General features: G+C 70.1%; 9 protein-coding genes. 8 read left to right on the top strand and 1 reads right to left on the bottom strand.

Annotation, left to right across the window (positions count from 1 at the left end; genetic code table 11):
• From D588_RS0110780 to D588_RS0110765, 4 genes are all read left to right on the top strand, one after another.
• Window positions 1-628 (top strand): tryptophan 7-halogenase (locus D588_RS0110780; RefSeq protein ID WP_026143587.1); only part of this gene is annotated, 628 nt, incomplete at its 5' end.
• A gap of 54 nt (window positions 629-682) precedes the next feature.
• The gene (gene xylB / locus D588_RS0110775; RefSeq protein ID WP_026143586.1) at window positions 683-2,185 is read left to right on the top strand and encodes a xylulokinase; all 1,503 of its coding nucleotides are present in this window, start codon (window positions 683-685) and stop codon (window positions 2,183-2,185) included.
• Between the two features lie 44 nt (window positions 2,186-2,229).
• Window positions 2,230-3,564, top strand: coding sequence for a xylose isomerase (gene xylA / locus D588_RS0110770; protein WP_017915973.1), 1,335 nt, complete (start codon window positions 2,230-2,232; stop codon window positions 3,562-3,564).
• Window positions 3,565-3,653: 89 nt separating this feature from the next.
• Complete coding sequence (locus D588_RS0110765; RefSeq protein ID WP_232764279.1) at window positions 3,654-6,140, top strand: exo 1,3/1,4-beta-D-glucan glucohydrolase; 2,487 nt, start codon at window positions 3,654-3,656, stop codon at window positions 6,138-6,140.
• 14 nt (window positions 6,141-6,154) lie between these two features.
• Here the strand turns inward: D588_RS0110765 and D588_RS0110760 are convergent, their stop codons facing one another.
• Complete coding sequence (locus D588_RS0110760; RefSeq protein ID WP_017913380.1) at window positions 6,155-7,213, bottom strand: LacI family DNA-binding transcriptional regulator; 1,059 nt, start codon at window positions 7,211-7,213, stop codon at window positions 6,155-6,157.
• Between the two features lie 111 nt (window positions 7,214-7,324).
• Here D588_RS0110760 and D588_RS0110755 point away from each other — a divergent pair, with 111 nt between their 5' ends.
• The 4 genes from D588_RS0110755 to D588_RS0110740 all read left to right on the top strand — a co-directional run.
• Window positions 7,325-9,466, top strand: a complete 2,142-nt coding sequence (locus tag D588_RS0110755) for an alpha-glucuronidase family glycosyl hydrolase (protein WP_043084390.1) — start codon at window positions 7,325-7,327, stop codon at window positions 9,464-9,466.
• The gene (locus tag D588_RS0110750; protein WP_017915970.1) at window positions 9,463-11,442 is read left to right on the top strand and encodes a sialate O-acetylesterase; all 1,980 of its coding nucleotides are present in this window, start codon (window positions 9,463-9,465) and stop codon (window positions 11,440-11,442) included. The genes D588_RS0110755 and D588_RS0110750 overlap by 4 nt, the downstream gene beginning before the upstream one ends.
• Window positions 11,442-13,136, top strand: a complete 1,695-nt coding sequence (locus tag D588_RS0110745) for a glycoside hydrolase family 43 protein (RefSeq protein WP_017915969.1) — start codon at window positions 11,442-11,444, stop codon at window positions 13,134-13,136. The genes D588_RS0110750 and D588_RS0110745 overlap by 1 nt, the downstream gene beginning before the upstream one ends.
• On the top strand, window positions 13,133-14,760 hold a 1,628-nt coding region (locus tag D588_RS0110740; protein ID WP_043084387.1), incomplete at its 3' end, for a glycoside hydrolase family 3 N-terminal domain-containing protein. The genes D588_RS0110745 and D588_RS0110740, both read left to right, overlap by 4 nt.

Raw genomic sequence — 14,760 nt, 5'->3', positions numbered from 1 at the left:
CGCCCCCCCCCCGCCGCTGCGTGACCCGTGGCTGGTGCCGTTCCGCAGCGGGCGCAGGTTGCAGGCGTGGAACAGGAATGTCGTCGCGCTGGGCCTGGCCAGCGGCTTCATCGAGCCGCTGGAATCGACCAGCATCCACCTGACCATCAGCGCGGTGGTGCGCCTGATCCAGCTGTTTCCCCACGAGGGCTTCAGCCCGGCGCTGGTGGAGCTGTACAACACGGTCAGCCGCCAGGAGATGGAGCACGTGCGCGATTTCATCATCCTGCACTACCACGCCACCCAGCGCGACGAGCCGATGTGGAAAGCCTGCCGCGAGATGGCGCTGCCCGAGTCGCTGGCGATCCGGCTGCGCGCCTGGCGCGAGCGGGCGCACGCCTGGCAGGACCCGGGCGAACTGTTCCGCGTGGATTCCTGGACCAGCGTGTTGCTGGGGCAGGGCATCCAGCCGGGACCGCCGCATCCGCTGGCCGCCGCCATCGGCGATGCGGATCTGCGCACGCTGCTGACGCGGATCCGGCAGCCGCTGCAGCAGGCGAGCGCGGCGATGCCGTCGCAGGCGGAGTTCATCGAACGCTACTGCAAGGCGACCCCGGACGTCTGGCAGCGGAGCGTATCCCTGGCGTAATGGCACACACGCTGTCGTCCAAAAATGATAGCGCTAACGAAAAGGCGGTACGACGTGGAAGAAAGGGAACTGGTAGCCGGAATCGATGCGGGAACGCAGAGCCTGAAGGTCGTGGTCTACGACCCGGTCGGGCGCAGCGTCGTGGCCAGCAGCAGCGCGCCGCTGGAGTTGCATTCCGCCGCCGATGGCAGCCGTGAACAACATCCGGCCGACTGGGTCGCGGCCCTGCAGGCCTGCTTCCAGGCCATCGATCCTGCGCTGCGCTCGCGCCTCGGCGCGCTGGCGGTCTCGGGCCAGCAGCATGGCTTCGTGCCGGTCGATGCGGCAGGCGAGGTGCTGGCACCGGCCAAGCTGTGGTGCGACACCAGCACCTCGGCCGAGTGCGTGCAGATCATGGACGCGCTCGGCGGCGCGGCGCGCACCATCGCGCTGGCGGGCAACCCGATCCTGACCGGCTACACCGCCTCCAAGCTGCCGTGGACCAAGACGCACCGGCCCGAGGCCTATGCGCGGCTCGCCACGATCCTGCTGCCGCACGACTATCTCAACTTCGTGCTGACCGGCCAGCGCTTCTGCGAGTACGGCGACGCGTCGGGCACGGGCTGGCTGGACGTGCGCACGCGCACCTGGTCGACCGAGCTGCTGCGTGCCACCGATCCGCAGCGCGATCTGGCGGATTGCCTGCCGCGTTTGGCCGCACCCGATGCCCTGTTCGACATCGACCCGGCCGCGGCCAACTTGCTCGGTGTGCCGGCGACGCTGAAGGTCGCCGTCGGCGGCGGCGACAACATGATGGCGGCCATCGGCACCGGCTGCGTCGTCCCCGGCCGCCTGGCGATGAGCCTGGGCACCTCCGGCACCCTGTTCGCCTACTCCGACACGCCGGTGGTCGACCCGGACGGTGCGTGGGCCGCGTTCTGCTCGTCGACCGGCGGCTGGCTGCCGCTGATCTGCACGATGAACTGCACCGTGGCGACCGAACAGGTCGCCGCCGCGTTCGGCTTCAGCACACGCGACGGCGATGCGCATCTGCACGCCACCGCGCCCGGTGCCGACGGCCTGGTGATGCTGCCGTTCCTCAATGGCGAGCGCACGCCGGACCTGCCGTTGGGCAAGGGCCTGCTGGCGGGCCTGGACACGCACAACATGACCCCGGCCCACCTCTATCGCGCGGCGATGGAAGGGGCGACCTACAGCCTGAAGTACGGTTTCGACGCGTTCGTGCGTGCCGGCATGCACTTCGAGCGCATCGTGCTGACCGGCGGCGGCAGCAACAGCGGCGCGTGGCGGCAACTGGTGGCCGATGTGTTCGGCCTGCCGGTGGACGTGCCCGCGCAGCCGGAAGGCGCGGCGTTCGGTGCGGCCTTGCAGGCGCTGTGGGCCGTGGGCCTGGCACGCGGCGATGCCGCTTCCATCGCCGACATCGCGCAACAGCATGTGGCGGTCGATCCGCAGCTGTCCGCCCGTCCGGATCCGGCGCGCACCCAGGCCTATGCCGCGGCCTATGCGCGCTTCCTGCGCCATCTCGACGCCTGCCTGCCGCTGTTCCGCGGCTGATTGCCCGTTTCGCACTCCCTCCCACCACGACAGGAACCCGCACCATGCACACCCAGCCCTTCATCGGCGCCAAGGAATACTTCCCCGGCATCGGCCGCATCCCCTTCGAAGGCCGCGGCTCGGACAACCCGCTGGCCTTCAAGGTCTACGACGCGAGCAAGGTCATCGGCGGCAAGACCATGCAGGATCACCTGCGCTTCGCAGTCTGCTACTGGCACACCTTCTGCAATGCCGGGCAGGATCCGTTCGGCCCGGGCACGCGCCACTTCCCGTGGGAGGTCGGCGCGCCGATGGCCAGCGCCGAGGCGAAGGTGGATGCGGCGTTCGAGTTCTTCACCAAGCTCGGCGTTCCGTACTGGTGCTTCCACGACATCGACCTGGCGCCGGATGCCGACGATGCCGCGCAGTACGAGAAGAACCTCAAGCACATGGTGGGCCTGGCCAAGGCGCGCCAGGACGCGACCGGCATGAAGCTGCTGTGGGGCACGGCCAATCTGTTCTCGCATCCGCGCTACATGAACGGCGCCGCGACCAATCCCGATTTCGCCGTGGTGGCGCGCGCCGCGGTGCAGGTGAAGGCGGCGCTGGAGGCGACGGTGGAACTGGGCGGCGAGCACTACGTGTTCTGGGGTGGCCGCGAAGGCTATGCCTCGCTGGTCAACACGCAGATGAAGCGCGAACTGGAGCACTTCGCGCGCTTCCTGACCATGGCGCGCGACTACGGCCGCAGCATCGGCCTGAAGGGCAACTTCCTGATCGAGCCCAAGCCGATGGAGCCGATGAAGCACCAGTACGACTTCGACAGCGCGACGGTGGCGGGCTTTCTGAAGGCGCACGGCCTGGACAAGGACTTCAAGCTCAACATCGAGGCCAACCACGCCACGCTGTCCGGCCACACCTTCGAACACGATCTGCAGGTGGCCTCCGACCACGGCCTGCTGGGCAGCATCGATGCCAACCGCGGCAACGCGCAGAACGGCTGGGATACCGACCAGTTTCCGACCGATCTGTACGACACGGTCGGCGCCATGCTGGTGGTGCTGCGCCAGGGCGGCCTGGACGGCGGCCTGAACTTCGACGCCAAGGTGCGCCGCGAGTCCACCGATCTCGAGGATCTGTTCATTGCCCACATCGGCGGCATGGATGCCTTCGCCCGCGGGCTGGAAGTGGCCCACGCGCTGCTCACCGACTCGCCCTGGGAGCAGTGGCGCCGGGAGCGCTATGCCAGCTTCGACAGCGGCGCCGGCCAGGACTTCGCCCGCGGCGCGCTCGGCCTCGCTGAACTCGCCGCATTGGGCGCGAAGGGCGGCGAGCCGCGGCAGATCAGCGGCCGCCAGGAGCGCTACGAGAACCTGATCAACCAGTACCTGCTGCGCTGAGCGCGGCGGCAAGGAGCAGCGCCGTGACCGACACCGATTCCACCCGCCACAGCGGCGCGTTGCTGGCCGCGATGCTGCTCGCGCTCGCCATGTGCAAGGGCGACGTCCAGGCCGCGGCGCCCGCCCGCGTGGAGGCCAGCCCCTGGCCCAGCGTGAACTGGCCGCTGCCCGAGGATCCCGCGCTGGAACGGCGCCTCACCGACCTGATCGCCACCATGACGGTGGAGGAAAAGGTCGGCCAGCTGGTGCAGGGCGACATCGGCAGCCTCACCCCGGAGGACGTACGCAAATATCGCCTGGGGTCGATCCTGGCTGGCGGCAATTCCGATCCTGGCGGCCGCTACGACGCCGCGCCGGCCGAATGGCTGGCGCTGGCCGATGCGTTCTATGCGGCGTCGATGGATACGTCGCGGGGCGGCAAGGCGATTCCGGTGCTGTTCGGCATCGATGCCGTGCACGGGCAGAGCAACATCGTCGGCGCGACCCTGTTTCCCCACAACATTGGCCTGGGCGCGACTCGCAATCCGGCGCTGCTGCGCCGGATCGGCGAAATCACCGCGCTGGAAACGCGTGCCACCGGCATGGAGTGGACCTTCGCGCCGACCGTGGCGGTGCCGCAGGACGACCGCTGGGGGCGTACCTACGAGGGCTATTCCGAGTCGCCGGACGTGGTGGCTAGCTACGCCGGTGCGATGGTCGAGGGGCTGCAGGGCAAGGTGGGCACGCCCGCCTTCCTCGATGGCCGCCATGTGATCGCCTCGGTCAAGCATTTCCTGGGCGATGGCGGCACCACCGACGGCCGCGACCAGGGCGACACCAAAATCGGCGAAGCTGAGCTGGTCCGCATCCACGCCGCGGGCTATCCGCCGGCCATCGCCGCCGGCGCGCAGACCGCGATGGCCTCGTTCAACAGCGTCAACGGCGAAAAGATGCACGGTCACAAGACCTACCTGACCGACGCGCTGAAGGGGCGCATGCACTTCGGCGGCTTCGTGGTCGGCGACTGGAACGGCCACGGACAGGTCAAGGGCTGCACGCCGACCGATTGCCCTGCCACCATCAACGCCGGCCTGGACATGGCCATGGCCTCGGACAGTTGGAAGGGCTTCTACACCACCACGCTGGCGGCGGCGAAGAACGGCACCATCTCGCAACAGCGCCTGGACGATGCGGTGCGCCGGATCCTGCGGGTCAAGATGCGGCTGGGCCTGTTCGAGGCGGGCAAGCCGTCGGCGCGCGCGGTCGGTGGGCAGTTCGCGCTGATCGGCGCGCCGGCGCATCGCGCGGTGGCGCGGCAGGCGGTGCGCGAGTCGCTGGTGTTGCTGAAGAACCAGGGCGGCGTGCTGCCGCTGTCGCCGAAGCAGCGCATCCTGGTGGCCGGCGACGGCGCCAACGACGTCGGCAAGCAGGCCGGCGGCTGGACGCTGAACTGGCAGGGCACCGGCACCACCCGCAAGGACTTCCCGAATGCGGACACCATCTACGAGGGCTTCGCGCAGCAGGCCAAGGCCGCAGGCGGCGAGGCCGTGCTTTCGGTCGACGGTACGTACGCCACCAAGCCGGACGTCGCGGTGGTGGTGTTCGGCGAGAACCCCTATGCGGAGTTCCAGGGCGATCGGCCGACCCTGGCCTACAAGCCGGGCGACGACACCGACCTGGCGCTGATCAAGCGGCTCAAGGCCGACGGCATTCCGGTGGTCGCGGTGTTTCTCAGCGGGCGCCCGCTGTGGGTCAACCGCGAACTCAACGCGGCCGATGCCTTCGTGGCGGCGTGGCTGCCCGGCTCGGAAGGCGCGGGTATCGCCGACGTGTTGCTGCGCACTGCGCAGGGCGGCGTGCAGCACGACTTCAAGGGCACGCTGAGCTTCAGTTGGCCGCGCACGGCCACGCAATACGCCAACAACGTGGGGCAACAGGGCTACGACCCGCTGTTCGCCTTCGGCTACGGCCTGCGCTATGCCGACAACGGCAATCTGGCCAGGTTGCCCGAGGTGTCCGGCCTCACCGGCAACGAAGCTGCGGCCGGCGTGTTCTTCGTCCGCGGCGCGGCCGGCCCGGGCATGGCGCTGCGCCTGGAAGGCAGCACCGGGCAGGGCGTCACCGTCACCCGCGTGCCGGAATCGCTTGAGGGCGCGCTGCTCAAGGTCACCGGCGTGGACCACCTGGCGCAGGAGGATGGCCGCCGCCTCGCCTGGTCGGGCGGACGCGAGGCGGTGGTCGCACTGCAGTCGCATACGCCGCTGGACCTGCAGCGCGAGAGCAATGGCGACCTGATGCTGGTGACCACGCTGCGCGTGGATGCCGCCCCGCAGGGCGAGGCGTGGCTGGCGGTCGGCTGCGGCAGCGGCTGCACGGCGCGGGTGGCGATCGGGCCGACGCTGACAGCCCTGCCGGTCGGCCAGTGGAAGCGCGTGGGCGTGCCGCTCAAGTGCCTGGCGGCGGCCGGCGCGGATCTGAGCAAGCTGGATCGTCCGTGGGCATTGACCACGGCGGGCGCGATGACGCTGTCGGTGTCGCGGGTCGCGCTCGGCGCATTGAACGAAGCGGAGAGCACTGTCGCATGCCCGAGCGCGTGAGCCTGCGTCCTGCGTCAGCGCCCCTTGGGTGGGCCGGCGACCGAACCGCGCAGCACCAGCCGGTGCGGGACCACGTGGTCGCTGGACATGCGTGTGTCGTCGCGCTTGCGGCGGATGCTGCGCAGCAGGATGTCGATGGCGGCATCGGCCATCGAGGCGATCGGTTGGTGGATGGTGGTGAGTTCCGGCCACACGGTGGTGGCGGCCGAGGTGTCGTCGAAGCCCACTACCGACAGGTCGCGCGGCACTTCCAGGCCGCGCCGGTGCGCGACGGAGATCGCCGCCGCGCCCATGTCGTCGTTGCTGGCGAAGATCGCGGTCGGCGGCCGCCGCTGCGACAGCAGCTTCTCGGCGGCGGCCAACCCCGAGCGGTAGGTGTAGTCGCCCTGCTGGACCAGGCCGGGTTCGACCTTCAGCCCGGCCTCCTGCAGCGCGGTCACGAAGCCCTCGTAGCGCCGCGCACTGGCGCTGAGGTCCTGGCGCCCACGGATGAAGCCGATGCGCCGGTGGCCGTGCTGGATCAGGTGTTCGGCCATCTCCTTGCCGGCATGGAAGTCGTCGATGCGCACGCAGGAGATCGCGTCGCTGAGGCGCCCGGCGGCGATCGCGATCACCGGGATGCCGGCCTTCACCAGTTCGCTCACCGCCGCCTGCGATTCGCACAACGGCGGCGGCAGGATCACGCCATCCACGCGCCCGCCCAGGGCACGCGCGGCCTTGCGCTCGGCATCGGGGTCCAGGTCTTCCCAGTAGTGGATGACCAACTGGATGGCGGCGTTGGAGGCGACGCGCAGCAGGCCGACCAGCAGCTCGCGCAGGTAGGCGCCGCTGGGATTGGTGTAGATCAGGGCGATGCGGGTGTGCTGCGCGGCGGCCAGCGAACTGGCGGCCAGGTTGGGCGTGTAGCCCAGTTCGCGCACCGCGCGCATCACGCGCTCGCGGGTGGCATCGCGCACCTTGCCCTGGTTGATCGCGCGCGACACGGTCATCGGCGAAACCCCGGCCAAGGCCGCCACCTCGTCGATCGTCACCCCGCTGGTCTTGCGGCGGACCGCTTTCTTCGGCTTGTCCAAAACGCGTTCCCTTTGTTGTTCCTGACGCTGCCGCGCCGCGGGTACGCCGTCAGCTTACAAGGTTTGCTGGCGGCGATTGGGTGCCGTCCGCATGTCATGCGGTGTCAGTGGATGGCATGCGCTGCCATGGTGCTGATGGTCTGCGCGGGCAGCCTGCGCGCGGAGGACGGCGCAGCGCTGTGGCTGCGTTACCTGCCCTCGCAAGGCGCCGCACGTGCGGATGGCGACACGCACCTGGACGAGGTGGTGGCGCCGGCGCGGACGCCGACGCAGCGCGTGGCGCGCGACGAGCTGGTGCGTGGCCTCACCGGCCTGCTGGGGCACGCCCCGGCGACGCGTGCTTCCGCAAGCGGCGATCATGCGGTGGTGCTGGGCACGCCGCAGTCGTCGCCAGCGATCGCACCGTTCCGCGAGGAGATCGCATCGCTGGGCGAGGAGGGCTACCTGCTCAAGCGCACCCGCATCGACGGGCACGCGGTGCTGCTGGTGGCGGCACGCCGGGACATCGGCGTGTTGTACGGGGTGTTCCATCTGCTGCGCTTGCTGCAGACCGGCGCATCGCTCGAAGCGCTCGCGGTGCGCGAGTCGCCACGGATCCGGCTGCGCGTGCTCGACCATTGGGACGACCTGGACGGCCACGTCGAGCGCGGCTATGCGGGCCGCTCGCTGTGGGACTGGCAGAGCCTGCCGGAATGGCGCGACCCGCGTTACACCGACTACGCGCGCGCCAATGCCTCGATCGGCATCAACGGCACCGTGCTCAACAATGTCAACGCCAATGCGCAGAGCCTGGCGCCGGCCTACCTCGACAAGGCGGCGGCGCTGGCGGACGTGTTCCGGCCCTACGGCATCCGCATCTACCTGAGCGCACGCTTCAGCGCGCCCATCGAACTGGGGGGATTGAACACTGCCGATCCGCGCGACCCGGCCGTGCAGCGCTGGTGGCGCGACAAGGCCGACGAGATCTACGCGCGCATTCCGGATTTCGGCGGCTTCCTGGTCAAGGCCAATTCGGAAGGTCAGCCCGGCCCGCAGGACTATGGCCGTTCGCACGCCGACGGCGCCAACCTGCTGGCCGATGCGCTGGCGCCGCACGGCGGCGTGGTGATGTGGCGGGCCTTCGTCTACGCCCACGACGTGCCGGTGGACCGCGCCATGCAGGCCTACACCGAGTTCGTCGGCCTCGACGGCGCCTTCCGCCCGAACGTGATCGTGCAGGTCAAGAACGGGCCCATCGATTTCCAGCCGCGCGAGCCCTTCCATCCGCTGTTCGGCGCCATGCCGCGCACGCCGCTGATGCTGGAATTCCAGATCACCAAGGAGTATCTCGGCTTCGCCACGCACCTGGTGTACCTGGGGCCGCTGTACGAGGACGTGCTGCAATCCGACACCCATGCCCGCGGCGCAGGATCCACGGTGGCGGACGTGGTGGATGGCACACTGGAAGGCCACGCCCTGACCGGCATCGCCGGCGTCGCCAACATCGGCAACGACCGCACCTGGAGCGGCTCGCACTTCGACCAGGCCAACTGGTACGCCTTCGGTCGTCTCGCCTGGAATCCGCACCAATCCGCCCGCGCCATCGCCTCGGACTGGGTGGCGATGACGTTCTCGCCGGCACCGGAGGTGGTGCAGCCCATCGTCGGGATGATGATGGGCTCGCGCGAGGCCGCGGTGAACTACATGACCCCGCTGGGCCTGCACCATCTGATGGCGCGCGGCCACCACTACGGCCCCGGCCCCTGGGTGGACGGCGGCCCGCGCGCGGACTGGACCGCGGTGTACTACCACCGCGCCGACCGCAATGGCATCGGCTTCGATCGCACTGCGCATGGCAGCAATGCGGTGAGCCAGTACGCGCCGGACGTGGCGGCCGTGTATGGCGACCCGGCGCGGGTGCCCGAGTCGCTGCTGCTGTGGTTCCACCACGTGCCGTGGGACCACCGCATGGCCTCCGGACGGCCGTTGTGGGACGAACTGGTCGGCCGCTATACGCAAGGCGTGCGTCAGGTGCAGGCCATGCAGGCCACCTGGGATGGACTGTGCGGCAAGGTGGATGCCGAGCGGCACGCGCAGGTGGCGGCGTTCCTGCGCATCCAGCTGCGCGAAGCGCAGTGGTGGCGCGATGCCAGCGTTGCGTACTTCCAGTCGGTCAGCGGACGGCCGTTGCCTGCAGGCGAAGCGCCGCCGCCGCACCCGTTGGCCTGGTACCAGGCACTGCAATTCCCTTCCGCACCCGGAGATGGACGATGAAGCCGACCATGTGGAGGGGCTGGCTGCTGGCGGCGGCCTTGGGATGCTGCGCCACGCCCTGCGTGGCGCAGGACGCGGCGCCGCCGCTGTTGCATGCGCTGTTCCAGGATCACGCGGTGCTGCAGCGCGACCGGCCGCTTCTGGTGTGGGGCGACGCCGCGCCGGGTGCCACGGTGTCGGTGACCTTCGCCCGGCAGTCGGTCAGCGCACGTGCCGATGCCGGCGGCCGCTGGCATGCCACGTTCAAGCCGGTCGCCGCGGGCGGTCCTTACGACATGACCGTGCGCGCGGGACAGGCGCGCCAGGTCGTGCGCGATGTGCTGGTGGGCGATGTGTGGCTGTGTTCCGGGCAGTCGAACATGGAGCTGCCGGTATGGCGCGCGCTGGATGCGAGCCGCGAACTGGCCGCGGCCGCCCAGCCCAGCATCCGTCTGTTCACCGTGCCCAAAGCCGCGGCGGTCGCGCCGCAGGATGCGTTCGCGGCTGCGGTCGCGTGGCAACCCGCGACGCCGGAGACAGTGCGGGAGTTTTCGGCCGCGTGCTTCTACTTCGCGCGGGAGCTGCAGAAGACGGTCAAGGTGCCGATGGGGCTGATCCAGGCGGCCTGGGGCGGTGCGCGGATCGAGGCCTGGACCAGCGCCGACGCGCTGCGTGCGCAGGGTGGCATGGACGAGGCGCTGGACGTGCTGGCGCTGTACGCCACCGACCCCGTCGCCGCGAGCGCGCGCTGGGGTCGGCACTGGCAGCAGTGGTGGACCACGCGCGCCGGTGCCAAGCCGGCCGATACGCCATGGCAGCCCGGCACTGGCGGCACCGGATGGCAGGACGCGCCGGAGGCGCTCGGCGCATGGGAGCGCTGGGGCGTGCCGGCGCTGGCCGACTACAACGGCATGGTCTGGTATCGCACCCAGGTCACCCTGAGCGCCGCGCAGGCGGCGCAGGGCGCACGGCTGGTGCTGGGGCCGGTCGACGAGACCGACATGACCTGGGTCAACGGCGTGGCCGTGGGCAGCCAGAACGCGCCAAGCGATCCGCGCCGGTATGCGCTTCCGCCCGGCCTGTTGAAAGCGGGCAGCAACACGGTGGTCGTCAACGTGCTGGATACCTACGGCGAGGGCGGGCTGGCAGGCCCGGCGAGCGCCCATGCCGTGCAGTTGGACGCCGGCACGCGGATCGTCCTGGATGCGCATTGGCAGTATCGGGTCGCCCCCGATCCACAGTCCCCGCCGCTGGCGCCGTGGCACGCGGCCTCCGGCATGTCGACCTTGTACAACGGCATGATCGCGCCGTTGGGGCGTTACGGGCTGCGCGGCATGCTGTGGTATCAGGGCGAATCCAACACCGGCGAGGGCGCGGCCTATGCGACGCGGTTGCGTGGCTTGCGCGACGACTGGCGCGGGCAGTTCGGCGCAAAGATGCCGCTGCTGGTGGTGCAGCTCGCCGGCTACGGCCTGCCGCCGCAGGCCCCAGTGGAGAGCGGCTGGGCGCAGGTGCGCGAGGCGCAGCGCCGCGTGGCCGCGGAAGACCCGCACAGCGGCCTCGCGGTGGCCATCGACATCGGCGATGCCTACGACATCCATCCGCCGAACAAGCAGGAACTGGGGCGGCGCCTGGCGCGGGCGGCGCGCCACGTGGTCTACGGCGAACGCGCGCTGGCGCCGTCCGGCCCGATCCCCCGCACGGCAACGCGCACGCAGTGCGGAGTGCGCATCGTGTTCGACGACGTCGACGGCCGCCTGGTCACGACCGGGGCGAGCGGCCCCATCGGCTTCGAGCTCTGCGATGCCCAGGCGCAGCGCTGTACCTATGCCGATGCCGCGCTGGACGGGCGCGACGTGGTGCTGCGCAGCCCGCAGGCCGCCTCCGCCGCGCGCGTGCGCTACTGCTGGGCCGATGGCCCGGTCTGCACGCTGCGCGACCGTTCCGGTGCGCCGGCAGGACCGTTCGAACTCGCACTATCCGAAGGAGTTCCCTGATGCGCCCGTTGCTCGCCACGGCCGTCCTGCTGTTGTCCGCTGCGCTGCAACCGCTGTGGGCCGCGCCCGCACCGCCGGCATATTTCGACTGGTTCGACTACGCCGGGCGCGACGCGGCCTTCGAGGCGCCGTTGCCGGCCGGGCATTACCGCAACCCGATCCTGGCCGGTTTCCACGCCGACCCGAGCATCGTCCGCGCGAATGGGCGGTTCTATCTGGTCAATTCCAGCTTCACCTACTTCCCGGGCATTCCGGTGTTCGAGAGCGTCGACCTGGTGCACTGGAAACAGATCGGCAACGTGATCGAGCGGCCGACGCAACTGGATTTCGACGGCCTGAGCGTGTCGCGCGGCATCTTCGCGCCGGCCATTTCCTACTACGACGGCGTGTTCTACGTGGTCACCACCGCCGTGGACAGCGGCGGCAACTTCATCGCCACTGCGCGCGATCCCGCCGGCCCCTGGTCGGACCCGCACTGGCTGTCGGGCATCGGTGGCATCGATCCGTCGCTGTTCTTCGATGCCGACGGCCGTGTCTACCTGCTCAACAACGACGCGCCGCCCGGCCCGCCGCGCTACGACGGCCACCGCGCGATCTGGATGCAGCAACTCGACCTGGCGACCTTCACCCCGGTGGGGCCGCGCAAGGTGCTGATCGACGGCGGCGTCGAGCCGGCAAAGAATCCGATCTGGATCGAGGGGCCGCACCTGTATCGACATGACGGCTGGTACTACCTGTCCGACGCCGAGGGCGGCACCGGGCCGCAGCACTCGCAGGTGGTGCTGCGCAGCCTCGACGTGTGGGGGCCTTACCAGCCGTATGCGGGCAATCCGATCCTCACCCAGCGCGACCTGCCCGACGACCGATCGCTGCCGATCGCCAATGCCGGGCATGCGGACCTGGTGGAAGGGCCGGATGGTTCGTGGTGGGCGGTGTTCCTGGCCAGCCGCACCTACGACGTGCGCCACTACAACACCGGGCGCGAGACCTACCTGCTGCCGGTGCAGTGGCGCGACGGTTGGCCGGTGATCCTGCCGGCCGGGCAGCCCATCCCATATGCGGTCAAGGCGCCGTCGTGGATGCAGGGCGAGGCGTCGCAGGCGCCGTCCACCGGCAACTTCGTCGAGCGTGATGAGTTCGATGCGCCGACGCTTGGCCGCGGCTGGTTGCGCGTGCGCGTGCCCAAGCAGGACTGGGTGGACCTGCGCACGCGTCCGGGCAGCCTGGCCGTGCATCCGCTGCCGGAGAACCTGGACACCTTGCGCAACCCCGCGTTCCTGGGGCGCCGCCAGCAGCATTTGCGGTTCGAGGCCAGCACCGCAATGACGCGCCCCGAAGCGGGCGTGGCGGCCGGGCTGGCGGCGTTCCAGAACGAGGACTGGTGGTATTTCCTTGGCGTACGCCGCGTGGGCCGCGATCGCGTGGCCGTGTTCCTCGAAGCGCGCGCGGGCAAGGGCGCGACCAAAACGCTGGCCAGCCGCGAGCTGGACGCGTCCAGCGCACTGCGCCTGAAGATCTCCGGTGACGAAGGAAAGTATGCGTTCGCGTTCGACACCGGCACGGGGGAGGCTTGGCAGACCCTCGCCGACGACGTCGACGGAACCGTGTTGAGTACGGATCGGGCAGGCGGCTTCGTGGGCGCCCTGCTCGGTCCTTTCGCGCGCGACGAGCGCGCCCCCAGGAGCAAACGATGATGACGCGCAGGTCTTCCTTTCGCAGCGGTGTTCGTGGCCGCCTGTTCCGCACGCTGGCGCTGTGCGTCGCTGCCACACTGGCCCGCGCCGGCCACGCCGAAGGCGTCAAGCCGTGGCAGGACACCTCGGCCAGCTTCGAAGCCCGGGCGGCGGCGCTGGTCGCGCAGATGACCCTGGAGGAGAAAGCGGCGCAGATGCAGAACGCCGCGCCGGCGATCGAGCGCCTGGGCGTACCGGCCTACGACTGGTGGAACGAGGCGCTGCATGGCGTGGCGCGGGCCGGGCAGGCCACCGTGTTTCCGCAGGCCATCGGGTTGGCCGCCACCTTCGACGTGCCGTTGATGGGGCAGGTGGCCAGCACCATCAGCGACGAGGCGCGCGCCAAGCACCACCAGTTCCTGCGCGAAGGCGCGCATGGCCGCTACCAGGGGCTGACCTTCTGGTCGCCGAACATCAACATCTTCCGTGACCCGCGCTGGGGACGCGGCCAGGAAACCTACGGCGAGGATCCCTACCTCACCGCGCGCATGGGCGTGGCCTTCGTGCAGGGATTGCAGGGCGACGATCCGGTGTACCGCAAGCTCGATGCCACCGCCAAGCATTTCGCCGTGCACAGCGGCCCGGAGGCCGACCGTCACCACTTCGACGCCCGCCCCAGCAAGCGCGACCTCTACGACACCTACCTGCCGGCATTCGAGGCGCTGGTGAAGGAGGGCAAGGTGGACGCGGTGATGGGCGCCTACAATCGCGTATACGGCGAGTCCGCCAGCGCCAGCCAGTTCCTGCTGCGCGACGTGCTGCGCCGCGACTGGGGCTTCACCGGCTACGTGGTGTCGGACTGCTGGGCCATCGTCGATATCTGGAAGCATCACCATCTGGCGCCCAGTCGCGAGGCCGCCGCGGCGCTGGCGGTCAGGAACGGCACCGAACTGGAGTGCGGCCAGGAGTACGCTACGCTGCCGGCGGCGGTACGCCAGGGGCTGATCGGCGAAGCGGAGATCGACGATGCGGTGACGCGCCTGTTCGCCGCGCGCATGCGACTGGGCATGTTCGACCCGCCCGAGCGCGTGCGCTGGGCGCGGATTCCGGCGTCGGTGAACCAGGCGCCCGCGCACGATGCGCTGGCCCTGCAGGCCGCGCAGGAATCGCTGGTGCTGCTGAAGAACGATGGCGTGCTGCCGCTGTCGCGCACGCTCAAGCGCATCGCCGTGGTCGGCCCGACCGCCGACGACACCATGGCCCTGCTCGGCAACTACTTCGGCACACCGGCGGCGCCGGTGACGATCCTGCAGGGCATCCGCGACGCGGCCAAGGGCATCGAGGTGCGCTATGCGCGCGGTGTGGATCTGGTCGAAGGGCGCGACGATCCGAGCGCCACGCCGCTGATCGAGGCGGCGTATCTTCGGCCCTCGGCGGACTCGCCGGAACGCGGCCTGCGCGGCGAATATTTCCGCACGCCGGATCTGTCGGGGACGCCGGCGCTGGTGCGCACCGACGCGCAGATCGGCTTCCGCTGGGACCGCGGCTCGCCGACCGACAACCTGCTGGCCCGCGGCGAAGCGGGGCCGGGGCAGGGCATTCCCAACGATCATTTCAGCATCCGCTGGAGTGGCCAGCTGCTGCC

This window comes from Xanthomonas sp. SHU 308, from assembly GCF_000364645.1.
In the GTDB taxonomy this organism is placed as follows: Bacteria; Pseudomonadota; Gammaproteobacteria; order Xanthomonadales; family Xanthomonadaceae; genus Xanthomonas_A; species Xanthomonas_A sontii.
This window is presented reverse-complemented; position numbering and strand designations above follow the sequence as displayed.